Genomic DNA, 23,077 nt, shown 5'->3' with positions numbered 1-23,077 from the left:
TGAGTGTTGGTTCTTGTTTCACTTTTTAGTTGTACTATTGACAATCGCCACCTGTGGAGGATTGGCAAATGCCTGCCAGTAGTTTTCAGCTTCTTCCGGAGTCATTTTCCCGTCGAAAACAACCAGGCGATACCGAAGCGTGTAAACGTTACCCTTTTCTATTTTCCAGTCTTTGTGCCTGATCGGGCAGAACTCGAAATAAACATCGCCGCGTCCATTCTGGCTTTCAGGCCACACACGCATCGGTTCGGGATGCATCCGGTTGGCCGGAAAACTCATGAATAATATTCCTGAACGGCCTTCTTTGGTACCCGATTCGCCTTCAATAATGCACCATCTGGCATTACTGCCATCCGCATTCCTGCGAACTTTTCCTTCCGAAGTTAAAACAGAACTGTTGTCTTTGTTCCATTTTTCGGTTGCGCGATACCCAATTCCCCCACCATAGCGGTAGGCTGCCAGCAGAATTCCCGAATCAAGCGGAGTATTCAACGTACTCACATAGTCGAACAGATAGCGCTGATTGGCAATGTTCCAGACCCGGACATCGAACAATTCATTCATCGCCACAGCGTCGCCACCCGGTGCACCAAAATCGATATGCTCCTGAAGTGATTTGAACCCGGTGTAAACAGGGCCTTCAACCTGAGAAATCAATCCGGCAAAACGTACAGTTCCTTCACCTTTCATCAGATTCCAGAAATCAACCTCACGTTTGCCAATGAAAGTCAGAGTCCATGGATTCCAGATTCCGTAGTGGTGATAATGGTCAGGAGCCTGAATGCGGGTCAGCACTTCACCTTCCGGAGAATAAACCGGATGGATGAAAGCCGAGCGCCTGTAAAACGGACTAACCCCTTGGGGTGGATTCACGGGTTCAATCTGGTAGCTCAGAATTGGTTTTTCTCCTGAAAATAAACTCAACGCACCATCTTTTTGAACCTCCCGAATTCCGGATTTAAAAATTTGCGGCGACACCGTTTTCCGGAAAACGAAAGCGCGTTTGGTATTTTTAAGTGTTTGTCCATTTAAAATAAACCAGACTTTGGCTCCGGCTGAGGTTTCCAACTGAAAAGGAACTGCGGTTTCGGTCTTCCCTTTAATTTCGAAAAGCGCCAGTTTCAGCGAATCGGTATTGTAATTTAACTGATCAATTGACAGGCTGACCGGGCAATCGATCCGGTCGGTGTTTCCGGCAGCAACTTCAAATCGGAGCAGATCCTGAGCAGAAACCTGAAAGGCAAACAGAACTATTAAAAAGCTTATTGGAATTCTCATGTGTTTACAATTTACGTTTAGTAAAAAGCGTGATGCTTCAAGCCTACAGTTGTGGTTTGCAGGATCAAATCAAAAGTAGCTGTTACACGACAGTTTATCCAGTATTATTTTAACAGGCATTTATACTATTTTTGCGAGATCTCAAATACTTCCGCTAATGAAAATCATGCACGAACAGGTGAGCTTTGCCCCGCGCACCATGCTGAAGGTCAAGTGGGACGAGTTTCCGCACTTTACCTACCCCTGGCATTTTCACAGCGAATTTGAGATTGTTTATGTACTGAAAAGTTCAGGAAGAAGATTTGTGGCCGACAGCGTGGAACCCTTTCAGGAAGGCGACATTACGCTGATGGGCAGTTATCTTCCGCATTTCTGGAAAAGTGATGTTCCGGGCGAAGCGGAGAATGCAAGCCATGTAAACGCAATTGTTGTTCAGTTTCACAAAGACTTTTTTAGGGACGAAATCAATTCGTATCCTGAATTTCATAGCATTAATGAACTCCTGAAAAGAGCAGCCCGTGGAATTCACTTCAACAAAACTTCAGGAGAAAAAATTGGACGAATGCTAAAGCGACTCCTGAAATTGAATGGATTGGAACGAATGCTCTATTTCATCAAACTGATGGACACAATGTCCAGAACAGAGAATTACCGCATCCTGGCCAGTAAAGCGTATTTATTGGAAGAACACAAAGAACTGAACAACCGGCTCGACAAAATCATGCACTTTATTAACACCAACTACCAGCGAAAAATTACACAGGAGGAAGTTGCCACCAAAATTGGGATGACCACGGCAGCTTTTTGCCGTTATTTCAAGGAAAAAACGGGCAAAGGATTTATTTTCTTTGTAAATGAAATGCGCATTGGCTATGCCTGCAAACTTCTGATCGAAAACCACCTGTCGATATCGCAGATTTGCTTTGAGTGCGGATTCAACAACATTTCGAATTTTAACCGGATGTTCAAGCGACAAACCGGATATACGCCGGGCGAGTATCAGCAACAATTTATCAAAGCAACTGTTTAGAATTGAACTGAGGGTGTCGTTAACAAAAGTCAAAATTTAATAAATGAAACTTTCAAATTGTGAGTTTACCTTCATGTCACCCTTCCAAACCTCCCCTGAAGGGGCGGCTTTTAAGTCCCCTTCAGGGGATTTAGGGGTTTTGGCAATGTCTGTATTTTCAAATTGTAAGTTTTAAAAAATCATTTTTGATAAAACACCAAATCATCAGGAACAAAGTTGGCTCCGGTTTGTAAATTCACCCGTAGAGTTTGTTGAGCATAGATTTACTAAATTTGTGCTAACAGCAGCAACATTCAAATCTCAATGGCTAAAGGCAAAGACTATCATTTTTTTTCCAAATTAGGAATCTCTGTAAAAAATAAAGCATGGTACGAGCCTGCAAGGCGTGCCTTTTGGTCCGACCCGAACCGGCTGATGGCTGTTAAAGCAATTTTTGCCATTGCATTGCTGGCCGTTCCTTTTATGCTGGCCGGGAAACCCGTTTTTGCAGTTACACTGGCTCTGGGAGCTGTGGCCGGAGCATTGTCGGAAACCGACGACCATCCCAAAGGCCGTATTAAATCGCTTGCACTCAAAGTATTTAGCTTTGGTGTTTCCAGCATGGCAGTGCAATTGCTTTATAATTATCCGGTTCTTTTAGGAATTGGGTTGGCAGTGTCGACTATCTTCTTTTTGATTGTTGGAGGATTGGGAGAACGTTACCGCGGAGTTACTTTCGGGGCCATACTGGTTGGTATTTATGCCATGATTGGTGTTCCAAATAGTCCGATCTGGTACTTGCAACCGTTGTTACTTTCTTCCGGAGCTTTGTTTTATGGGTTATTGTCGCTGGGATTGTTGTTTCTCCATCCCTGGCGTCTGCTCGACGAGCAACTGGCTCGCGGATTTGTTACACTTTCGAACTACATGAATGAAAAAGCCCGCTTGTTCCCGAGCGACAAAAAGATACAAGGTGAAATCCGAAACAGGCTGGCATTACTCAACGTGCAGGTTGTTGAAGCGCTTGACCGCTGCAAGGAAGTGCTGAACAGTTACAGCAATGCGCTGAAAGACGATACTCCGCTGATTCCTTACCTTCGCTATTTTATGCTTTTACAGAGTTTGCACGAACGGGCGGCTTCGAGCCACGAACGTTACGACGTGCTTAGTGAAGATCCGGCGAACCAACAACTCATGGAAGGAATCGGGCAACTGCTGAAACAACTAGCCGAAGCAACTAAAAAACTATCGTACAGTTTGCTGACAGGAATTCCATATCGTCATCCGGTTTCGCTGGCATGGACGGTTAATGCGCTAAACGATCAACTGGAGAAATACGGAACTGAAAGCAACCAACAACTTTCGCTACTCATCACAAACCTTTCACGATCAAATACTTCGCTGCAAAACCTGAACGACGAACACCAGCGAAGCCTGACTCCGAGGTTGGCAAAAGACGACCGCTCGTTGTTGCAACGGTTAACCGATCAGCTTCATTGGGACAATCCGCGACTGAGACATGCCATTCGGTTAAGCTTGTGTTTCCTGATTGGATTTACAATTGCCCGGGTTTTCGATTTGTCGAAAGGGGAATGGATTGTACTGACCAGTTTGTTTGTTTGCCAGCCAAGTTATAGCCAGACACGCCGCAAACTCGAACAGCGCATCCTGGGAACCCTTACCGGCGTGGTGGCTGCGGTTGTCCTGATCAGCTTATTGCCCACGTTGGCCGGACAATCGTTGTTGATGCTGTTCGCTGCCTACCAATTCTTTATCTGGATGAAGCGAAACTATTCGGTTTCGGTTATTTTCATTACCATTTTTGTATTGAGTGCCTTTAATCTGACGGCCAACCAAGGGGTTGCACTCATGCTCCCACGCCTGGCCGACACCTTGATTGGATCGGCTTTGGCACTTTTTACGGTGAGGTTTTTATGGCCCGACTGGCAATACAAGCGTTTACCTTCATTACTTTCAGATACGCTCCTAAAGAATCTGGGGTACTTCCGGGCCGTTTTAAACGAGTACGAATCGGGTGAAACCGATGACGATTTTGGGTACCGGCTTGCACGGCGAGAGGCCCATCGTGCAGACAATGCTTTGGCTTTAGCCTGGCAGGATATGCAAGTTGAACCGAAAAAGCAACAGCAATTTATGGAAAAGGCATTTACCTTAACTTATCTAAATCATGCTTTACTTTCCTACATTTCGGCTTTGGGGGCACACCGTGGGCAGGAACGGACTAGCGACTCCCAGTTGCTGATATTTTCTGCCGAGATTACGAAAGCCTTGCAGCAAGCCATTCAAAAGCTAACGCAAGAGAAAAACCAAAATCCGGCGCTCATCAAAAACATGTTAAAGGAAATCCGTTTGCACATCGATCAATCTGAAAAAACAATTGAAAAACAACAATTTATACTTCTCTATAACATTGCTGAAGTAAGCGGACAATTGCTCAAACAGATAGAAATCTTCAGGTTAGATGAAAGGTAGCCCAGGCATGAATTGGCTTAATATGACAATCCTTCTGTTTATTCTGATTTGAAAACTTTATTTTTCTGAACTTGAAACATTCAAAATTAAATTATGACATACATTGAACAGTACATCGAAGAAAACAAAGACCGTTTTTTGAAAGAATTATTCGGTTTAATCCAAATTCCGTCAGTCAGCTCAATTGCTGAAAATAAATCGGATATGCTGAAAGCTGCTGAATATTGGAAAAAACTTTTGCTTGAAGCCGGAGCCGACCGTGCTGAAGTTTATGAGTCGGACGGAAATCCGGTAACGTACGGCGAGAAGATCATCGACCCAACCAAACCAACAGTTTTGATTTATGGGCACATGGATGTGATGCCAGTTGACCCGATTAATTTATGGACTTCTCCTCCGTTTGAACCTGAAATCCGTGACGGAAAAATCTGGGGACGGGGCGCCGAAGACAACAAAGGGCAAAGTTTTATGCACGCTAAAGCCTTCGAACTGATGGTTCGCACTCATACGCTTCCTTGTAACGTAAAATTCATGATTGAAGGCGAGGAGGAAATTGGTTCACCTAATTTGGGCAAATGGTGCGAGCAGCACAAAGAAATGCTGAAAGCCGATATCATCCTGGTTTCCGACACATCGATGATTGCCCGCGACATGCCGTCAATTACCACCGGATTGCGCGGATTGGCATACTGGCAGGTTGAGGTTACCGGGCCAAACCGCGATTTGCACTCCGGTCTGTACGGTGGCGCAGTTGCCAACCCAATCAATGTGCTCGCCAAACTAATTGCACAAATGACCGACGAAAAAGGCAAGATTACCATTCCCGGATTTTACGACGATGTACTTGATATTTCTGCTGAAGAACGCGCCTTGTTGGCGCAGGCTCCTTTTAATCTTGAAACATACAAAAAATCGATTGCTGTCGATGAAGTTTCCGGTGAAGAAGGTTTTTCAACAACCGAACGCACTGGAATTCGCCCAAGTTTCGATGTTTGCGGCATTTGGGGTGGCTATATGGGCGAAGGCGCCAAAACAGTAATGCCATCGAAAGCTTTTGCCAAGATTTCAACCCGTCTGGTGCCCAATCAGGATCATGAAAAGATTGCCGTTTTATTTAAAGAGCACTTCGAAAGCATCGCTCCAAAAAGCGTAAAGGTTGAAGTGACTTCGCTGCACGGCGGACAAGCTTACGGTTGCCCGATCACCGTTCCGGCTTATCAGGCTGCCGAAAAAGCCTATCTCGACACCTATGGCAAACGACCAGTTCCGGTTCGCAGCGGCGGAAGTATTCCCATTATTTCTACGTTCGAGAAAGTGCTGGGCATCAAATCAATTCTAATGGGCTTTGGTCTGGATTCGGATGCCATTCACTCACCCAATGAGAACTTCCCGTTGGAACAATTCTACAATGGAATCCGCACAATACCATTGTTTTACAAGTATTTTGCCGAGATCAAATAGAAGCCCCCTTCCCGTTCCCCCGATGGGGGAAAGCTTAGGTCAGTGGGTTGCCAATATTTTTAAAATTAAAAGAGATTCCATTCTTCGAAAGAGGATGGAATTTTTGTTTTAAATGACATTAATTTATTGATTTTGTTGACATTATAATGTTAAAACTTTTCATTCTTAATGTGCTTACATGGGAGTCACCCGGGAAACGAAGTCATTTATTATTAGTAAATTTACAAAACACTAAATTTTAATTTCACATGAAACTTTTAAAATGTTTTTTATTAATTCTAACGTCTTTTGTTTTTGTCTTTTTAATCCTTTCGCTTGGAATGTTCTTATATAAATTTTCAGATGGACTATCTAGTGATCCAGAGCAGTGGTATTCTGCTGGTTCTGTATTCATTGCACTGCTGTCTCTATTGGCAACCTCGCTAATTGCGACTTTTGTATATGAGGTAACAAAACAGACTGCAAAATATCAAGATCAACAAAAAATTAGACGTGAAATACAATATTTAACTGGCAATTTCTGGAAATATCACAATACTGATCTTTTGTATTCTGAATATGTGATAAACACTGAATTATTGGTTTTTCAACTTAATATACTTCTGAATGAATCATTTATATTCAATAATCCAGAACTCTTTGAAAAAGGATTTAAAAAATATAGCAATAAGTTGGATTCAATAATTGAATATATGGGAAGTAAATTCCTTTCACATCGATTCGACCATGATGATCCCAGGAGACTTGGCAATATTAGATTGCAAGAATTAGATGAAAATATATTTGACCATGTTGAAATAAAGGAGGAGGAAATATTCTTAAATCAATCTATCATTAATGCCATGAAATAGTTATGAGAAAAAATATGTATGTTGCTTATGAATGTCTGGCAGAAAAAGTATCTGGACAATTTCTTTGTGAATCAGAAAGTATCAATCACATTGAAGCTTACGTAAACGGATCATATCCGATCCTTTATAAAAACGAACCGTCATATCCATATGTAATGGTATTAATGGAAAAAATAACAGAACGTGGTCGAGAAAATCCAATTCTATATTGCTATTTTGCCCAATAATCAGATTTATAATCATAACCATGATGAAGATCGAAAATGATGAAGATTACAATTTTGCGTTGAAACGTCTCCAAGAGATTTTCGATGCTCCAATCGGAACACCAGAGAGCGAAAAGGCTGATGAATTGGCAAAGAGGATTGATGAATATGAGCAAACTCATTATCCAATTGATAGCAAATAAAAACTAGCTTAAATCAAGATATCCGCCATTCCGTCCGAGAAAAGACCATCTTCCTGACTTGCATTCCTGCGCGGACGGGAAACAACTCCGATTCCCACCCCGGGGTGGCGTTCGTTCCTCACTTTACCCCGGGCTATTCATATTTAGCCCCAACGGGGCAAAGAAAACAGTAATCCTTAATTGAGTAATTTGAAAAACATCTTTACAACTCAAATATCCAACCGAAGGCCCCAACCCGATACATGTAACCCGCAACTCGCAACGTTTTTATCGATCCAGCCAACTCTTAAACTCCACCACCCGTTCCCTTGCAACAATAATATCGGAGTCATCAATCCCTTCAATCTTCAGGCGGAGGCGCGAGTTTGTCCACGCCAGAATGTTGGTACAGGCATCAATGGCAACAATGTATTTGCGGTTGATGCGGAAGTATTTCTCCGGATCGAGCATGGGTTCCAACTGGTCGAGGGCATAGTCGATGCAATAGGTATGTGTATCGGTGGTGCGAATAAAGCTGGCTTTCTCCTGACTGTAAAACACTAAAATTTCCTCCACCGGAACGCTTTTTATTTTGTCGCCCACTTTCACCATAAACCGCGATTTATAAGCTTTTTCTGCGACTGGCCTATTCATTGCCAGCAGCTTTTCGAGCACCAGCCCGGGCGAAAAATGTTTGGCTTTATCAATGGCCTGACGAAGTCGCTCTTCTTCAACTGGCTTCAGTAAATAGTCGATGCCGTTGGTCTTAAAAGCTTCGATAGCGTAATGGTCGTAGGCGGTGGTAAAAATGATCGGGCAACTCACCTCAACCTGTTTGTAAATTTCGAAACTCAGTCCATCGGCCAGCTGAATATCCGAAAATATGAGTTCCGGCTCCGGATTATTTTGCAGGTACTTCACGGCATCGCGAACCGATTCGAGCTTGGCAAGCACTGAAATTTCAGGAGCAACCCTGGCAAGCAATCGTTCCAGATGATTGGCTGCACGTGTTTCGTCTTCAAAAACTATAGCTTTCATTTCTCAACCGATTTTAAGATAGGAACCCGAACCATGTATCGCTCGTCGGAAGTAATAATTTTAATGGGCTTCTCAGAAAAGAAAGCAAACTGCTGGGTAATGTTTTTCAGCCCGGTTTTCTTCGAATCGTCGCCTACATTTTTGGGTTGTAAATTATTCTCTACTTCCAAACAATCGTTCACTTTCCGCACCGAAATCCGGAGTGGAAACGCTTCGGAAACTTCGTTGTGCTTTACTGCATTTTCGATCAACAATTGCAAAGTCATCGGCACAATATATTCTTCCGGATTGGCCTGAACATCAACATCAATCTTTAGTTTTTCTTCGAAGCGCGTTTTCAGTAAAAAGGTAAACGAGCGGATAAATTCCAGCTCATCCTTAAGCGGAACCAGTTCCTTATCGCGACTATCAAGAACGTAACGAAACAAGTCGCTGAGTTGTCTGATAAACTTTACCGCCATCGCCTGATCGTCGTACACCAGATCGCTCAACACATTCAGGCTGTTGAACAGGAAATGGGGATTGATCTGGTTGCGTAGCGATTCGTATTTGTACGCCAACATTTCAACTTTCAACTTTTCAGCCTGAAGAAAAGCGTTTTTCCAGGCAAAGAAAAATCCGATCGCAGTAAATATCAGTGAAAGAACGAGTGAAATCAGGAGAGTAAAAGGAAGTGACCGAATAATCGATTTCCATGATTCGGATGGTAAAATACCCAGCCAGATGTAATAATTGGCAAGCTGAACGATAATAAATGCTGAAGCTGAATAGGTTAAAAAAGAGATTACCTGAACGAATACTTTTTTTACAGGAGTTTCGATCCAGGAAATCCGGCGATCGATTAATTGGTATACGATTTCCAAACCGACCCATTGTGCAATACTGATACTAAACCCCCAGAAAAAGCCGGATAAGAAATTTTGCCAACTGGAAAGTGCACCCTGCATAAATGCCACAAGCAAGAAAACACTTATGGCAGAACTACCCAAAATATAGACAATTGGCCTTCGCCTTTTTCTTCCTATTTCAAGAGACCTCATTGGTTTGATGAATTTTAATGTTTGTTGTGTTTTGTAAAGTAAAGATAAATCGAGGAAAAAGGAAACAGTGGTCAGTCACAGTAACCAGAATTCTTTTCTGAACACCAGTCACTGCGACTAAACACTTTTCTATTCACATCGTTTCACGATTCCGGCAACCTGATCTTTTCCCCAATTCGGATACAGCGGCGATTTTGGTTTGAAATTATCCCAACTGGCTAACAATTCTTTTGCTTGCGGACAGAATGATTTTGGATCTAATCCCATATAAGGAGCTGCGCCCATGTCCATTTGAATTTTCATCATTTTAGCGCGCGGATTGGAAGGGTCGATTGCCAGCGCTTTTCCGTTGGCCTGACCAACCAAACCACTGTATTCCTGACCGCGTTCCACTGGGTTTACCACCAAACGTCCGGTTAGGTAAAAAGCCTGTAATACAAAAACTTCGGCTTCGGTTGGAGCCATTTCAATCAATTTGTTGACCGATTTTTCAGCCACATCTAAATAACTGTCTTTTTTTGCGGCATCCTGTTCCATAAAACTCATCAGGATGTAACAATGCGCATGGTAATACAATGGCAACCACTCTGTTTTTTCAACATTGGCAATCATCTCAAACTTGTTTCCCAAAGCCTGAAAATCGGCAACCCCTTTGCAATTTGCATATTCTCCGAGCGATTCGCCCATGGTTTGATAATACTCTGGCTTTTGTGCCATTGAAACTAAACTAATCAACACTACTGCAATTGATAAAATGATCTTTTTCATGATGTAATTATTTAAGGTTAAACGTTTTAAAAGTTGTTTCGGGTTACAGGTTTCGAGTTACGGGTGGCTTTTAACACGCATCACGCAACTCGTAACATTTTTACCACTACGACTGAATACTGTAAACTTAATTTATCTTATCCAACTGATTTGCACTTCCTTTTCGGGTCAGGGTGATGAAACAACCCAACACAAAAAAGCGGTTCGAACTGGGTTCAACAGCCGCACTCGTGTAGTTTCCTGAAACATCAGGAGTACTGGCATAGGTACGGCCAAACTCATTTTTAAAGCCAGTGATATTATTGGCCGCAAAGTAAAAAATGATGTTCTGGCGGTATAGGAAACTCCAGCTCATATCCAGACTTCGGTAAGGCAACATCTTTTCGCCATTAAAAACCGACGAATTTGGATCGTTGTAAACACGTGGCGACGAATATTTAAAGTTGACGCCAGGATAAGACCTGAGGCTTCCAATCCAATGCTTATATACGATTGACAAATTGTGCTTGCTGGTAAACGACGGAATGGCTTCGTGCGGGAAATTGCGGTAATCGCGTTTGGCATCTACAAAAGAATACGAAATCCAGTAATCGCCACCTTTGATCGACTTTTTATCTCTCCAAAACAGATCAAGACCTTTGGCATATCCACTTCCGAAGTTGTTGTAGCTGGTTGGCAGATAAAATTCGCCACCCGTGAATTTAACCAGATTGCGGTAATCTTTGTAATACAGTTCCGCTTTGATGGTTCGGTCGTTGGCCGACGACTGAAAACTAAATGTATAATGATCGGCGCGTTCGGGTTTAATTCGGTTGGTGTAAAGCAGATAATTGTCAACCGGATTTTGGTAGAACCAACCGTATGCCACCGAGAATTGGCTTTTATCTGAGATCTTGTAGGCTGTTGATAAGCGAGGCGCGAAGTTAAAGCTGTTCAGGTAATCGGAGTATTCAACACGTGCACCAATACGGGTCACAAACTTCGAGGAGGCATAAACCTGCGCTTCAGTAAATCCTGAAAAGGTATGATTGGTAAAGCTGTTGTTGTGTATCTCGCTACCAATCTGTGCATCTTGCGAGAAGGTTTTGGCAAATAACTCACCGCCAAATTTCAGGATAAACTTTTCGCTGAACGGGTACGACAGTGTTGATTTCAGGTAATTTGCCTGAATCTTTTTGACCACATGAGTTTGGTCGAAATGAATATCGTCTTTGTTGTTGGTGAACGAAGCGGCTGAGCTGATCGCCCACTTTTCGCCGAGTTTGTCGTTCCACGAGGCATTCATAAAAACATTGTCGTTTGCCAGTTTGTAATCGGTCAACTGTCCGCCCGCATCCAAGTTTTTCTGACTGACAGTAAAACTGCCATTATCCAGACTCGAATAGAACTTAAACATACCTGTTTTGCTGGTCTTCTGGCGGAAACTAATTGCGCCGTTCGTCGATTCCGGCTCGTCGGTCCAATGGTAATTTTGTGGCACCAGGCTCATGTATGGCTTCAGGTTGTTGTAACTCAACGTTCCGGTTATTGCTCCTGAATTCCATTTTTTGGTTCCGGCAGCCTCAACGCCAACCATCAAAAACGACAAATCCAACTGGTCTTCTTCGGGCATATCGTTGGTGTTGAGCAGCAAAACCGACGAAAGCGCCTGCCCATATTCGGCCGAATAACCGCCTGTGCTGAACATCGTTCCTTTAAACATGAACGGACTGAAACGTCCGCGTGTGGCCATATTTGGAGCCGACGAATTGTACGGAACCGAAACCAGCGCCCCATCAATATAGGTTTGCGATTCTTCACTATCACCACCTTTAACAAACAAACGACCTGATTCGCCGTTGGTCGTTGTTCCCGGAAGCGACTGCAATGCTCCGTAAACATCGCCTGCAGCACCGGCAGTAGTTACCATGTCGCGCGGAGTAATGGTAACTGCACGCTTTTTATCGCCTGCCTCAAAAGTTCCGGCTGTGATTGTAACGGCATTTAGCTGGTTAAAAGCTTCTTTTAGCTCCACATTTATCCTGATGGTATCGCCCTTCAATTCCAGCATTCTGGAAAAAGGTTCGAAACCCATAAACTCAACCGCCAAAGTAAATTGACCTGTTTTGCTGGTTTTGAATTTGAATTCTCCATTTTCGTTACTTGTTGTCCCATCGTAAGTTCCTTTTAAATAGGCACTGGCTCCAGGCAAAACATCGCCTTTCTCCTCTGATACTTTTCCCATGATTATTGTTTGAGAAAAGACATTCAGACTAATTAGAATTGTAATGATTGCAGTAATTGTTCTTTTCATGACTTTGAGTTTCTGTTGTTTCATGGCTCAAAGTTGAAGCAAAGCGATTTCTTCTGAAAAATTCAGTTGCTGAACTGTCGGAAAAGATGGATGAAGTGTAAAAAAGTCGGAAGCCCGGAGTTGGAAGTCCGGAGAAAAGTTCAAAAATTGTTACGAGTTTCGGGTTACGGGTTGCAAGAAAGAAGCTCGTATCGCGGAACCCGTATCTCGAAACAACTTATTCTGCCACATCGCAAACAACCGCTCCGGTCATCTGCACTATATCTTCAGGATTCAGTTTGAGTTGCAGACCACGCTGTCCGGCGCTAATATAAATCAGATCGAACAACTGGCAGGTTTCGTGTATGTAAATCGGGTACGGTTTTTTCATGCCTAAAGGAGAACACCCTCCGCGAATGTAACCGGTTAAACCGAGCAATTCCTTTTGGTGAACCATGGCACAATTCTTATTTCCGGATACTTTGGCCGCTTTTTTCAAGTCAACTTCCGTATCTCCGGGAACTACACAAACAAACACGCCGGTCTTGTCGCCCCGAAGCACCAATGTTTTGAAAATCTGTTCCACATCCTGCCCAATCTTTTTGGCCAGAGAAACAGCGCTTAGGTCATTTTCGTTAACCTCGTATTCTGCCAGTTCATAGTTGATTGATTTGGCATCAAGCAGGCGGGCAGCATTGGTCTTTTTCATAAGAGCCTCCCCCACCCCCCTCCAAAAGAGGGGGCTTTCGTTTCTGGCTTTCGAATTTTATAACCCATGTTCCTGCTAAAAGATTTTTTCTTCCAACCCAATAATGGCAGAAGTTTCAAACGATTCCCCAGGAGCCAGATGAATTGGATAATCGAATGCATTGGTTGCCTCAACGCACACAAAGGTTTCGTAACCATCGTCGGACAGATCGCCAATTTTAGCACAGGGTTCTGCACCCGGATTCCAAACGGTGGTCACTTTGCTGCCTTTTTTATCCACTTTAATCCGGCGACGGAAGGCGCTGTCGTCAATAATTACTGGAGTTTCAGTATTGAGGTAATGGCGGGTTAAACCATCCGTTATCTCTAGCTTTTCTTCTTCCTGAACACCGTTTTCTCTGGTCAACTGATTGTAATATGTCAATCCTTTCAATCCTTCAATCGTAATACTTTCAATTGCAGACAGGCTGTAATACGTGTGCAAAGCGCAGGTGTAGTCGAACGATACGGCAGAAGTGTTGGTGATTTTAAGTGTTTCAACAAGCGTTTTGCCAACAACAATAGTCATCTCGGCACGAAAATCATGTGCCCAATACGCCTTGGTTTCTTCTGAAGAGTTAAGTTCCAATTTGATAATTGTTTCGCCGGCAGGATTGGTAGCCGTTGAGAGCACATCCCAATACATCAGGCGGGCAAAGCCGTGCTGTGGTTTTTCTTCATCTGTTTTATGTGGCCCGAACCAAGGAAAACAAACCGGGATTCCGCCTCGAATTGCTTTACCAACTTCGAAACAGCTATCGGGACTCATCCACAGCAAATCCATCGAGTTGTGTGGTCTGAAGCTCGTGATGTGTGCACCATACAGACAAATATCGGCATCGGCATATTTGTTTGATACCGTAATAAAAACCAAATCTTCTTCCAGTTCGGCAAATCCAACTTCGCCTTCAATGCTGAACTTATCGTCCAATTCGTCAATATCAACCATGGAAATTATGAGTTATCAGTTATAAATTATGATTTTTTAAAATGAAATATAGCGCAAGGTAGCAAACCTTTTCCGGAGATAAAAGTTACTTCTTTTGATTACATTTCGGGAATTTTAAATATCAAAAGATGTCAGAATTCACCAATCATAAAGCGAGCAGAGTAAAAAAATTAGTAGAACTCTTCCAATTGGTTATTCAGGAAGAAATGACTTCAGCATTGGTAGCCAATTATCAGCAGGTAATTGACCTTGCCGAACCCGGCGATGTAATAGCCGTTGTCGATGAGCTAGTCAACCTTCAAATTCCGATGCCACGACTAAAAATGGGCATCAACAAAGCACTCAATCTGTTGAACAAATCGCTTCAGGAATTCCCTTACACAGAACCTGCTTCAGGAAGCTTTTTGGATTTTTTGATACAAAACAACGAACAGATTGACCAAAAACTGAAAGCGATTCGCCCTTTGTTGAAAGAAATCAACCAGGGAAATCGTCTGGTAAAAGACGAATTAAAAGATAAACTTACCGATTTGTCCAAAATTGATTTGCATTACCAAATTAAAGAAAATGTGCTTTTCCCAATGGTCGAAAAGTATTTACCCGACTATCGCTGTGTACAGGTAATGTGGTCGTTCCACGACGACATCCGTCGAAACCTCAAAGAGGCAATTCAGCTATTAAATGCCACTGACTTCGATCTCAAAAAACTCAATCGCTTAGTCGGAGATCTGTTTTTCAACATTTACGCCATCAAATTCCGCGAAGAACGAATTCTATTCCCTGTTATTTCAGGTATTATTCCTGAAAATGAACTGAAGGCTCTAATTGCTGAAGGCCTTAAAATTGGCTTCCCATTTATTTCGCCTGAAATATGGAATGAAGCTATCAACATGGCAACTTCTGAACTTTCAGGAGAAGTGGACTTGAAGACCGGCTATTTATCCGCAGAGCAAATCATGCTTGTTTTTAATCATTTACCGGTTGACATCACTTATGTGGACGAGAACAACAAAGTAAAATTCTACTCCACACCCGAAAAACGAATTTTCCGGAGAACCAATTCCATAATTGGCCGTGACGTGAAAAACTGCCATCCGCACGAAAGCGTTCATGTGGTTGAGCAAATCGTAGAAGCTTTCCGGAATGGAGACAAAGACAAAGCCAGCTTTTGGATTCAATTGAAGGGCGAATTCATTCTTATTCAATATTTTGCCGTACGCGACGAACTTGGAAATTACAAAGGAGTGGTGGAAGTCTCACAGGAAATAACCGAAATACGAAACATTCAGGGAGAAAGGCGGTTATTAGATTGGGGCAATGTGGTCAAAAATAGTTGGTGATTTTTTGGAAAATAATTAGTAAGCTCCACGCAGTTAATCCGAAGAGGAAGCAGGCTCTGATGGAGATCAACCTGCCAGCAATAAGGTTAACGCATAAACAGTAATACAAGGGTAGTCCAACAAGCTGCCCTTTTTCTGTTATTACTGGTATGCCCACAATGGCTTAAAAAAACTCATTTTGCGTTAGCAAAATAAATGTACCACTTGATGAAGTTTATTCGGTGTTTTACCGTCAACCCACGATGGATATCCAGGTGGTTTTTAAGATGACTGAAGTATCCTTCTATCCCGTTTGTAGTCTTGGGTATATCTGGGTTTGATAGGTAATGAAACATGTTTGGCAAAGCCCGTTTGATGGTTATATAAGAGCGGCGAAGCAGTTTATGTGTGTACCAATATCTTCCGGTTTCTGTGTTGTATGTTTTTTCATTCAAGTAATCTTTGTGTGTTTCATGCCATTTTAGAAACTCTCTTGTCCAGTAAATCCGGTCATTTTCTGATTTAATTCGAAGGATAAATAGCACCAGTTTGCGTAGTTCCTGTCCGGCCTGATGTTTGGGATACTGTGTTAGCCACAGCAGGCACATGCGCTGGATATGAACCAGACAGCGTTGGACGATAGCTTCTGGAACTGACCTTTTTATCGCTTTTAAGATACTTTTATGACCGTCGGTGGTAATGCTTTCGATCTGAATCCCAAGTTTGAGCAAGTTAGCCAGATCCTCTTTGATTTCCTCATAGCGTTCACCGTCAGTAAAGCGATGCAGCTGGGTGTAGCCATCAAAATCGTCTTGATAACAAACCAAACAAAACTGCGCAAAATACGTGGCATCTATCCGTAAATGAACACGCTCTCGCTTGATTATTTTGACCAATGGCGCTTGTTCTAAAAAATGGTAAAATGTCCGTTGAAGTGTAGCTTGCGATAGGCTGCTGTCCCTGCTTAAAATTTGATAAGTCTGACGTTCCAATATCCACTTTCTGAACCATACAAACCTGTTTTGAATTCTCTGTTCTGGACGATTTTCAGTTAGAAAAATTCCGCATCGTTTACATTTGAATCGTTGCTTACCCCCTTGTTTTCCCCATCGAATAACATCTGTATATCCACAGGCCCAACAGCGTTTTTTTTGATTTTTCCATAAACATAAAAAGTTTGATGAAACCAAGTTCATCAAACTTTCTGTATTATCAATATTGGTGTGCTTTACAAAGCTTTTTACCAACTATTTTTGACTAATATGCCTAGATTGGACACATTAAATATAAACGCAATGAAAGTAACAAGGTATCAGGATCAGGAACTGCATCAAAACCCTCATGGAGTTGATGTTCGAAAATTGTACGACAAAGAATCGGCTCAGGTGTCGCACATTACCCTTCAACCAGGAGAAGGATTAAAAGCGCACAAAACACCTGTTGATGTGTTTTTTATTGTACTCGAAGGTACGCCGGTCATTCAGGTTGGCGACGAAGAAGAGCTTTGCGAGAAAGACTGCCTGGTTGAAAGTCCTGCCAATATCATTCACAACATCTACAATCCGACCCACAATGTTGCCCGTATTTTGGTGGTAAAAGCCCCACGGCCTGCAACAGTTTCGCGCATTTTATAACCGTTACATTTTTAGTTAGGCGATTACCTGAAAATTTGACAATCCGAATTACTCCGAGACTAATAAATCCCGTTAAACTTGGCTTTCACAATTTCCTTCACTTCCTGAATGTCGATCTTTCGCCCCAGTTCCTTTTCGATGGAAGTCACTCCGTAAGTAATGAAACCACACGGATTGATGTAATTGAAATACCTCATGTCGGTATTCACATTCAGGGCAAAACCGTGCATCGACACATATCGGCTCACCCGAACACCTATAGCACATATCTTTCGTGATTTCGCAGGAATGGTTGAATCGAGCCAAACACCTGTAGCTCCATCTTTCAAGGCTCCGTCAAGTCCATATTCGGCAATGGTTTGAATGATCGCCTGTTCCATTTTAAAAATGAAATCTTTAACTCCAACCTTGTAGTTTTCCAGATCGATAATCGGGTAACCAACCAACTGGCCGGGCCCGTGATATGTAATGTCTCCTCCCCGATTGATCTTATAATAAACAGCATCAATCTTTTTCAGGAAATCGCCGTTGATCAGCAAATTATGTTCGTCTCCACTTTTCCCCAGAGTGTAAACATGCGGATGTTCAACCAGCAAAAAGCGATTGATTTCGCTGCTTTTCTTATTCGCCAACTTATCATCGACAACTAGTTTGTGTATTGTTTCCTGATAATCCCAGCATTCTTTATAGTCTTTCAGACCAAGATCTTCGTAATTAAAATTTGCCATTTTCTGGTCAGTTTATTATAGTATATACAATTGGCTTATAAGACAATCCTTCAGTTACTTTGCCTCAACGTGTGCGTCGGCCCGATACGACGACCTTACCAACGGACTGCTTTCCACAAAAGAGAAACCCTTTTCAAGCCCGATTGTTCGGTACTTTTCGAATTGTTCCGGAGTAATATATTCTTTCACCTGAATGTGACCGAGGGTTGGCGCCAGATATTGCCCAATGGTCATTACTTTGCAACCTACTTCCCAAAGGTCGTCCATTACCTGTAAAACTTCAGCTTCAGTTTCGCCCAGCCCCAGCATAATACCCGATTTGGCCACAATTCCGGAAGTCGCGATAATTCGAATCACTTCCAGGCTTGTTCTGTATTTGGCGGCGCTTCGAATTTGAGGAGTCAAACGCTCAACAGTTTCCATGTTGTGCGAAATCACTTCAGGAGCAGCTTCAATTACCTTTTGAATTAACTCTGATTTTCCCTGAAAATCGGGAATCAGTACTTCAATTTTAGTTTCAGGATTAAGCTTTTTGATCTCGCGGATGGTTTCAGCCCAAAAACCGGCACCCAAATCGGCCAGATCGTCCCTGTCAACCGAAGTAATCACTGCATGTTTCAGTTGCATGATCCGAACTGATTCTGCAATACGGTGTGGTTCTTCCGGATCGGGAGCCAATGGTTTGCCCGTAGTAACACCGCAAAACTTACAATTTCGGGTACAGATGTCGCCCAAAATCATGAACGTGGCGGTTCCACGATTCCAACATTCTCCTATATTGGGACAATTGCCACTGGTACAAATGGTATGTAAATGGTGCTCGTTCACCAGATTCTTCACTCTCGAATAGCTTTCACCTTTGGGTAGTTGCATCTTCATCCATCGCGGAAGTCTTTCCCGTTCCTTCATTTCTGTCGTCATTCGAATCAAAATTTGCCCAAAATTAAGTTTAAAATCTGAAGTTATTCCTGAATAGCAAATCAATTCATCTTACAAATTTCAGATTAGCCAAGCGGAAACGTTTTGGTTTGTTATTTTTGTACTCAAACCTAAAAAATTGGTTCATGAGGACTTTGCTCTGGATTTTATTTCTGTTGACGCCGGCGATTTTATTTGGGCAAAACAACGATTTGCAAAATATGGCAAATCTGGCCAGCAAATATTACCAGAACAAGGAGTTTGGTAAAGCGGCCGAGCTGTACGAGCAATTGTATACAAGCACCAAATCAGAAGGTTATTTCAATATTTATTTCGATTGTTTATTGGGAATTCCGGATTACGACAAGGCTGAAAAAGCAATAAAAAAAGGACTCCGTGGCAATTCTGCCGATTCTTATTGGTACGTTCAGTGGGGATTCCTGAAAAAGGCTCAGGGGCAGATACCCGAATCGGCTAAAATGTATGAAAAAGCAATTTCGTCGCTTTCTGGTAATCCAACTGAATATCCGAACCTTGCCAACCAGTTCCTTAACCGTCGCGAATACGAATATGCCGAGAAAGTTTACATCAAAGCCCGTTCGACACAGAATCCAGCCATTTACAATTATGAATTGGCGCGAATTTATTATTACATGCGCAACTACGACCGAATGCTGAACGAGTACATGGAATGGATGAAGCAAAAGGAAAGCAATCTGGAAATAGTAAAGAGCAACCTTCAATCGGTTCTGTCGATGGACAACGATGGCGACATCAGTAAACAACTGAAAAACTATGTCCTGAAACGCATTCAGCAAGAACCAACACAATTGATTTATAACCGGCTGCTGATCTGGCTATTCATTCAGGATAAAAATTTTATTGCCGCGACCCGGCAAGCCATTGCCCTCGACAAACGAACCGAAACCGAAGATGCCAATGTATTTGATCTAGCCAATGTTTCGGCCTCCAATAAATACTACGATGATGCCGCAAAAGCCTACGATTATTTAATCGGGAAAGGGAAAAATGCAGAATATTACAATCTGGCCTATCAGCAGAAAATGCAAATGAATTATGATCGTTTTATTGACAACGGCATTCTGGATGCAGTTCGTGCCAAAGACCTTCAAAACCAGTTCACCAAGACCTTCGCAACTCTCGGCATTTCAGTGAAAACAACAGCGCTTCAGATTGAATATGCTCATTTACTTGCCTTTTACCTCGGCCAACCTGCTGAAGCCATCAGAATTTTGACTGACGGGCTTGGAATGGCAGGTGTCAACGTTCAGGAAATTTCGGCTCTGAAAGCTGAGCTGTCTGATGTTTATGTGTATTCAGGCGATTTGTGGGAGGCGGTAATATCTTATTCTCAGGTGATAGAGAGCAATAAAGCCAATCCGTTGGGCGATGATGTGAAATTTAAGAAAGCGAAACTTGGTTATTACATGGGCAATTTCAAGTGGGCAAAAGCTCAGCTCGATGCTTTGAGGGCAAGTACATCGAAGCTGATTGCCAACGATGCCATGGATCTTTCGCTATTCATCAGCGAAAACCTTGAGGACGACAGTCTCGCCACGCCGCTGAGAATATTTGCACGGGCCGATCTGCATTTGTTCCGAAATAACTTTACTGAAGCATTGGCAGCTTTGGATTCGGTAAGCACTATTTATCCTGACAATTCACTCATTGATGATGTTGACTTTCGCAAAGCAGGGATCTTTCAGAAGCAAGGAAAATATGAAGAAGCATCGGCGCTCTTAAATTCCATCGTTAAAGATCACAGTTGGGAAATGCTGGCTGACGATGCGCTTTTTCAGTTGGCAACTATTTACGAGGATAAACTGAACCGAAAAGCAGAAGCAAAGGAGCTTTTCAAGAAAATGCTGACTGATTACCCGGGAAGTATTTATGTGGTCGATGCCCGTACAGAATACCGAAAAATGGAGGAAGCTGAAAGCAAGACCGAAACACCTGTCTTTCAGGAGAAAAAATAAAGCATTTTGTCAAAGGGCTAAAGCCCAAAGTCAGAATCGGCCTTATGTCCGTCGCATAAATGCGACGGCAAAGGATAACAACTCTTTCGATGTAAATTGAGCTATCCTTTGCCGTTGGCTTCAGCCAACGGATATAGCAAAAGCAAGATAAATAGGGCTTTAGCCCACAGTTAAATATTTGATTTCATCAATGAAGCGCATCTCGAAAGCCTATATCTATGCCCTGCTGTCGGTCCTTTTATGGTCGACAGTTGCCACTGCCTTTAAACTGGGATTGATGGTGCTTTCGCCACTTTACCTGATTTTACTTTCTACGGCTTTTTCACTGCTTGTATTTTTTGTGGTCATTCTCCTACAAGGCAGAATCAGGGAATTATTCACTGTCACTTTCACCGGATTGGGAAAATCAGCTTTGCTTGGAGCATTAAATCCATTTGGCTACTACCTTATTCTTTTTCAGGCATACAACCTTTTACCTGCACAGGTAGCACAACCGCTCAATATGATTTGGCCGGTAACACTGGCATTGCTTTCAGCGCCATTACTGAAACAAAAAATTACGATCCGAAATATTGTCGCCATTCTTGTCAGCTTTGTCGGGGTCGTATTTATTTCGTCGCAGGGAAGTCTCTCCGGAATTGCGAATACAAATTTGACTGGTGCACTACTGGCTGTTGGAAGTAGCATAATATGGGCTTTCTTTTGGGTTTTAAGTGTGCTCGATAAACGTGACGAGATTTTCAAACTTTTCTGGAATTTCGCCTTTGGATTGAGCTACCTCGTAATTGCAGCTTTTTTATTTACTGATTTTAGGTTACCCGACCCCAGGGGCATACCGGCATCCATTTATATCGGATTATTTGAACTCGGAATCACCTATATTTTGTGGATGAAAGCCATGCAACTGAGTGAGAACAATGCAAAAACCGGGAACCTGATTTTCCTTTCGCCTTTTCTCTCTCTGGTATTTATTCATTTTATACTGGGTGAAACCATTTTCGTTACTACATTTATCGGACTTGCTTTCATCATTTCAGGAATCTGGTATCAGCAGAAAAAGTGAAGCGGAACTTTACCCCATGCCCTTTGCTCTTTGCAATATTCCATCCCGAAAAGCGTACATTTGATTTCTTGATTTGAATAGATATGGACAAAAAACCAATAACAATTCTGGGTATTGACCCGGGAACCAACATCATGGGTTACGGACTGATTGAAGTGGTGGATAATAAGCCGCGGATTTTGCAGGTTGGAGTTATAAAAACTGCCGGATTTACTGATCACTACCAAAAGCTCAGGCATATTTTCGATCGTACCAACGCACTACTGAAAGAGCTTCAACCCGACGAACTGGCCATTGAATCTCCATTTTACGGCAAAGACATTCAGGCCATGCTGAAATTGGGACGAGCGCAAGGAGTGGTTATGGGATTGGCTTTAAGCCGAGAGATTCCAGTATTTGAATACGCTCCACTGAAAGTAAAACAGTCGATAACCGGAATGGGACGTGCGGCCAAAGAACAGGTAGCATTTTTCCTGAAAAACATGTTTACCCTGAATGAACTTCCGAAGGAACTGGACGCCACTGACGCAGTGGCTGTGGCTGTTTGCCATTACCTGCAAATGAAAAATCCGGTGGGAAAATCCGGAATAAAAAGCTGGGGCGATTTTGTAAAGAAGAATCCAGATCGGGTGAAGTAGTGATCAGTGTTCAGTCGCAGTTGGCAGTAAAAATGTTGCGAATTTAGTCTAAGAAAACTGAACACTGCGACTGAATACTGTTTACTGGCATTCCCGGGCAATAGCAGCAGTTATTTCAGCCATTTCTTCTTTCGAGAACGATAACTTTTTTGAAAAATGCAGCAAATCGGCTTCAGTTTGCATCGGAACCAGGTGAATGTGTGCATGAGGCACTTCCAATCCAAGAACCATTACCCCTACCTTCTGGCAAGGAATAGCTTTCCGGATACCTGTGGCAACTTTCTTCGCGAACAACTGTAGTCCGAGGTAAGTTTCATCATCCAGATCAAACAGGTAATCCACTTCCTTTTTCGGAATGACTAAAGTATGGCCTTTGGCCACCGGGAAAATGTCCAAAAAAGCGAGAAAATTCTCATCTTCGGCTACTTTCCAGGCTGGTATTTCTCCGTTTACAATTTTGGTAAAAAGGCTTGCCATTTTTAATTC

Annotated in this window: 21 protein-coding genes; 10 read left to right on the top strand and 11 right to left on the bottom strand. The window is 42.6% G+C overall.

Going from position 1 to position 23,077, the window contains the following annotated elements:
* Positions 1 to 18 precede the first annotated feature (18 nt).
* Positions 19 to 1,278 (bottom strand): DUF6807 domain-containing protein, encoded by a 1,260-nt coding sequence (locus AQPE_RS13640; protein WP_318347055.1) that lies wholly within the window; start codon positions 1,276 to 1,278, stop codon positions 19 to 21.
* 157 nt (positions 1,279 to 1,435) lie between these two features.
* On the opposite strand from AQPE_RS13640, the gene AQPE_RS13635 reads away from it, so the two are divergent.
* The 5 genes from AQPE_RS13635 (at position 1,436) to AQPE_RS13615 (ending at position 7,501) form a co-directional block, all read left to right on the top strand.
* On the top strand, positions 1,436 to 2,308 hold the full coding sequence (locus AQPE_RS13635) for an AraC family transcriptional regulator (RefSeq protein ID WP_318347054.1): 873 nt from the start codon (positions 1,436 to 1,438) through the stop codon (positions 2,306 to 2,308).
* A 303-nt stretch (positions 2,309 to 2,611) separates the two neighbouring features.
* Positions 2,612 to 4,780 (top strand): YccS family putative transporter, encoded by a 2,169-nt coding sequence (yccS, locus tag AQPE_RS13630; protein ID WP_318347053.1) that lies wholly within the window; start codon positions 2,612 to 2,614, stop codon positions 4,778 to 4,780.
* A 93-nt stretch (positions 4,781 to 4,873) separates the two neighbouring features.
* On the top strand, positions 4,874 to 6,241 hold the full coding sequence (locus AQPE_RS13625) for a dipeptidase (protein WP_318347052.1): 1,368 nt from the start codon (positions 4,874 to 4,876) through the stop codon (positions 6,239 to 6,241).
* A gap of 248 nt (positions 6,242 to 6,489) precedes the next feature.
* Positions 6,490 to 7,092 (top strand): hypothetical protein, encoded by a 603-nt coding sequence (locus AQPE_RS13620; RefSeq protein ID WP_318347051.1) that lies wholly within the window; start codon positions 6,490 to 6,492, stop codon positions 7,090 to 7,092.
* A 247-nt stretch (positions 7,093 to 7,339) separates the two neighbouring features.
* Positions 7,340 to 7,501 carry a hypothetical protein gene (locus AQPE_RS13615; protein WP_318347050.1) on the top strand — a complete coding sequence of 54 codons (162 nt, stop codon included), beginning with the start codon at positions 7,340 to 7,342 and terminating at the stop codon, positions 7,499 to 7,501.
* Positions 7,502 to 7,768: 267 nt separating this feature from the next.
* Here AQPE_RS13615 and AQPE_RS13610 read toward each other — a convergent pair whose 3' ends face one another.
* From AQPE_RS13610 to AQPE_RS13585, 6 genes are all read right to left on the bottom strand, one after another.
* On the bottom strand, positions 7,769 to 8,518 hold the full coding sequence (locus AQPE_RS13610; RefSeq protein ID WP_318347049.1) for a LytR/AlgR family response regulator transcription factor: 750 nt from the start codon (positions 8,516 to 8,518) through the stop codon (positions 7,769 to 7,771).
* Entirely contained in the window at positions 8,515 to 9,558 is a 1,044-nt protein-coding gene (locus tag AQPE_RS13605) for a sensor histidine kinase (RefSeq protein WP_318347048.1), read from the bottom strand. Before AQPE_RS13605 ends, AQPE_RS13610 begins: the two co-directional genes overlap by 4 nt.
* 129 nt (positions 9,559 to 9,687) lie before the next feature.
* Entirely contained in the window at positions 9,688 to 10,326 is a 639-nt protein-coding gene (locus AQPE_RS13600; RefSeq protein WP_318347047.1) for a hypothetical protein, read from the bottom strand.
* A 127-nt stretch (positions 10,327 to 10,453) separates the two neighbouring features.
* Positions 10,454 to 12,619, bottom strand: a complete 2,166-nt coding sequence (locus AQPE_RS13595) for a TonB-dependent receptor (protein WP_318347046.1) — start codon at positions 12,617 to 12,619, stop codon at positions 10,454 to 10,456.
* Positions 12,620 to 12,836: 217 nt separating this feature from the next.
* Complete coding sequence (ybaK, locus tag AQPE_RS13590; RefSeq protein ID WP_318347045.1) at positions 12,837 to 13,307, bottom strand: Cys-tRNA(Pro) deacylase; 471 nt, start codon at positions 13,305 to 13,307, stop codon at positions 12,837 to 12,839.
* Positions 13,308 to 13,382: 75 nt separating this feature from the next.
* Positions 13,383 to 14,294, bottom strand: coding sequence for a D-hexose-6-phosphate mutarotase (locus tag AQPE_RS13585; protein WP_318347044.1), 912 nt, complete (start codon positions 14,292 to 14,294; stop codon positions 13,383 to 13,385).
* A gap of 128 nt (positions 14,295 to 14,422) precedes the next feature.
* Between AQPE_RS13585 and AQPE_RS13580 the strand changes: the two genes are divergently transcribed.
* Positions 14,423 to 15,634, top strand: a complete 1,212-nt coding sequence (locus tag AQPE_RS13580; RefSeq protein ID WP_318347043.1) for a DUF438 domain-containing protein — start codon at positions 14,423 to 14,425, stop codon at positions 15,632 to 15,634.
* 173 nt (positions 15,635 to 15,807) lie between these two features.
* Here AQPE_RS13580 and AQPE_RS13575 read toward each other — a convergent pair whose 3' ends face one another.
* The gene (locus AQPE_RS13575; RefSeq protein ID WP_449658186.1) at positions 15,808 to 16,809 is read right to left on the bottom strand and encodes an IS256 family transposase, variant Zn-binding type; all 1,002 of its coding nucleotides are present in this window, start codon (positions 16,807 to 16,809) and stop codon (positions 15,808 to 15,810) included.
* 99 nt (positions 16,810 to 16,908) lie between these two features.
* Between AQPE_RS13575 and AQPE_RS13570 the strand changes: the two genes are divergently transcribed.
* Positions 16,909 to 17,247 (top strand): cupin domain-containing protein, encoded by a 339-nt coding sequence (locus tag AQPE_RS13570; protein ID WP_318347042.1) that lies wholly within the window; start codon positions 16,909 to 16,911, stop codon positions 17,245 to 17,247.
* 59 nt (positions 17,248 to 17,306) lie between these two features.
* Here AQPE_RS13570 and lipB read toward each other — a convergent pair whose 3' ends face one another.
* Positions 17,307 to 17,975, bottom strand: coding sequence for a lipoyl(octanoyl) transferase LipB (lipB, locus tag AQPE_RS13565; RefSeq protein WP_318347041.1), 669 nt, complete (start codon positions 17,973 to 17,975; stop codon positions 17,307 to 17,309).
* A gap of 54 nt (positions 17,976 to 18,029) precedes the next feature.
* Positions 18,030 to 18,896 (bottom strand): lipoyl synthase, encoded by an 867-nt coding sequence (gene lipA, locus AQPE_RS13560; RefSeq protein WP_318347040.1) that lies wholly within the window; start codon positions 18,894 to 18,896, stop codon positions 18,030 to 18,032.
* 143 nt (positions 18,897 to 19,039) lie between these two features.
* Here lipA and AQPE_RS13555 point away from each other — a divergent pair, with 143 nt between their 5' ends.
* From AQPE_RS13555 to ruvC, 3 genes are all read left to right on the top strand, one after another.
* A complete protein-coding gene (locus AQPE_RS13555) occupies positions 19,040 to 20,890 on the top strand; it encodes a tetratricopeptide repeat protein (RefSeq protein WP_318347039.1) in 1,851 nt (616 codons plus the stop codon).
* Between the two features lie 190 nt (positions 20,891 to 21,080).
* Positions 21,081 to 21,953, top strand: coding sequence for a DMT family transporter (locus AQPE_RS13550; protein ID WP_318347038.1), 873 nt, complete (start codon positions 21,081 to 21,083; stop codon positions 21,951 to 21,953).
* 83 nt (positions 21,954 to 22,036) lie between these two features.
* Positions 22,037 to 22,591, top strand: coding sequence for a crossover junction endodeoxyribonuclease RuvC (gene ruvC / locus AQPE_RS13545; protein WP_318347037.1), 555 nt, complete (start codon positions 22,037 to 22,039; stop codon positions 22,589 to 22,591).
* Between the two features lie 81 nt (positions 22,592 to 22,672).
* Here ruvC and AQPE_RS13540 read toward each other — a convergent pair whose 3' ends face one another.
* Entirely contained in the window at positions 22,673 to 23,068 is a 396-nt protein-coding gene (locus AQPE_RS13540) for an HIT family protein (protein ID WP_318347036.1), read from the bottom strand.
* Positions 23,069 to 23,077: the final 9 nt, after the last annotated feature.

Origin of the sequence: Aquipluma nitroreducens, assembly GCF_009689585.1 — a bacterium.
GTDB lineage: Bacteria > Bacteroidota > Bacteroidia > Bacteroidales > Prolixibacteraceae > Aquipluma > Aquipluma nitroreducens.
Note: the sequence above shows the minus strand (reverse complement) of the source record. Positions and strands in the feature narration are given on the sequence as shown.

What these genes read in the sequence shown, in the direction of transcription:
- AQPE_RS13575 (WP_449658186.1), bottom strand. Translation starts at nt 16,809, where the DNA reads ATGAACTTGGTTTCATCAAACTTTTTATGTTTATGGAAAAATCAAAAA.
- AQPE_RS13605 (WP_318347048.1), bottom strand. Translation starts at nt 9,558, where the DNA reads ATGAGGTCTCTTGAAATAGGAAGAAAAAGGCGAAGGCCAATTGTCTAT.
- AQPE_RS13585 (WP_318347044.1), bottom strand. Translation starts at nt 14,294, where the DNA reads ATGGTTGATATTGACGAATTGGACGATAAGTTCAGCATTGAAGGCGAA.
- AQPE_RS13610 (WP_318347049.1), bottom strand. Translation starts at nt 8,518, where the DNA reads ATGAAAGCTATAGTTTTTGAAGACGAAACACGTGCAGCCAATCATCTG.
- AQPE_RS13580 (WP_318347043.1), top strand. Translation starts at nt 14,423, where the DNA reads ATGTCAGAATTCACCAATCATAAAGCGAGCAGAGTAAAAAAATTAGTA.
- AQPE_RS13540 (WP_318347036.1), bottom strand. Translation starts at nt 23,068, where the DNA reads ATGGCAAGCCTTTTTACCAAAATTGTAAACGGAGAAATACCAGCCTGG.
- AQPE_RS13570 (WP_318347042.1), top strand. Translation starts at nt 16,909, where the DNA reads ATGAAAGTAACAAGGTATCAGGATCAGGAACTGCATCAAAACCCTCAT.
- AQPE_RS13640 (WP_318347055.1), bottom strand. Translation starts at nt 1,278, where the DNA reads ATGAGAATTCCAATAAGCTTTTTAATAGTTCTGTTTGCCTTTCAGGTT.
- yccS (WP_318347053.1), top strand. Translation starts at nt 2,612, where the DNA reads ATGGCTAAAGGCAAAGACTATCATTTTTTTTCCAAATTAGGAATCTCT.
- AQPE_RS13615 (WP_318347050.1), top strand. Translation starts at nt 7,340, where the DNA reads ATGATGAAGATCGAAAATGATGAAGATTACAATTTTGCGTTGAAACGT.
- AQPE_RS13600 (WP_318347047.1), bottom strand. Translation starts at nt 10,326, where the DNA reads ATGAAAAAGATCATTTTATCAATTGCAGTAGTGTTGATTAGTTTAGTT.
- AQPE_RS13635 (WP_318347054.1), top strand. Translation starts at nt 1,436, where the DNA reads ATGAAAATCATGCACGAACAGGTGAGCTTTGCCCCGCGCACCATGCTG.
- AQPE_RS13620 (WP_318347051.1), top strand. Translation starts at nt 6,490, where the DNA reads ATGAAACTTTTAAAATGTTTTTTATTAATTCTAACGTCTTTTGTTTTT.
- AQPE_RS13555 (WP_318347039.1), top strand. Translation starts at nt 19,040, where the DNA reads ATGAGGACTTTGCTCTGGATTTTATTTCTGTTGACGCCGGCGATTTTA.
- ybaK (WP_318347045.1), bottom strand. Translation starts at nt 13,307, where the DNA reads ATGAAAAAGACCAATGCTGCCCGCCTGCTTGATGCCAAATCAATCAAC.
- ruvC (WP_318347037.1), top strand. Translation starts at nt 22,037, where the DNA reads ATGGACAAAAAACCAATAACAATTCTGGGTATTGACCCGGGAACCAAC.
- AQPE_RS13625 (WP_318347052.1), top strand. Translation starts at nt 4,874, where the DNA reads ATGACATACATTGAACAGTACATCGAAGAAAACAAAGACCGTTTTTTG.
- AQPE_RS13595 (WP_318347046.1), bottom strand. Translation starts at nt 12,619, where the DNA reads ATGAAAAGAACAATTACTGCAATCATTACAATTCTAATTAGTCTGAAT.
- lipA (WP_318347040.1), bottom strand. Translation starts at nt 18,896, where the DNA reads ATGACGACAGAAATGAAGGAACGGGAAAGACTTCCGCGATGGATGAAG.
- AQPE_RS13550 (WP_318347038.1), top strand. Translation starts at nt 21,081, where the DNA reads ATGAAGCGCATCTCGAAAGCCTATATCTATGCCCTGCTGTCGGTCCTT.
- lipB (WP_318347041.1), bottom strand. Translation starts at nt 17,975, where the DNA reads ATGGCAAATTTTAATTACGAAGATCTTGGTCTGAAAGACTATAAAGAA.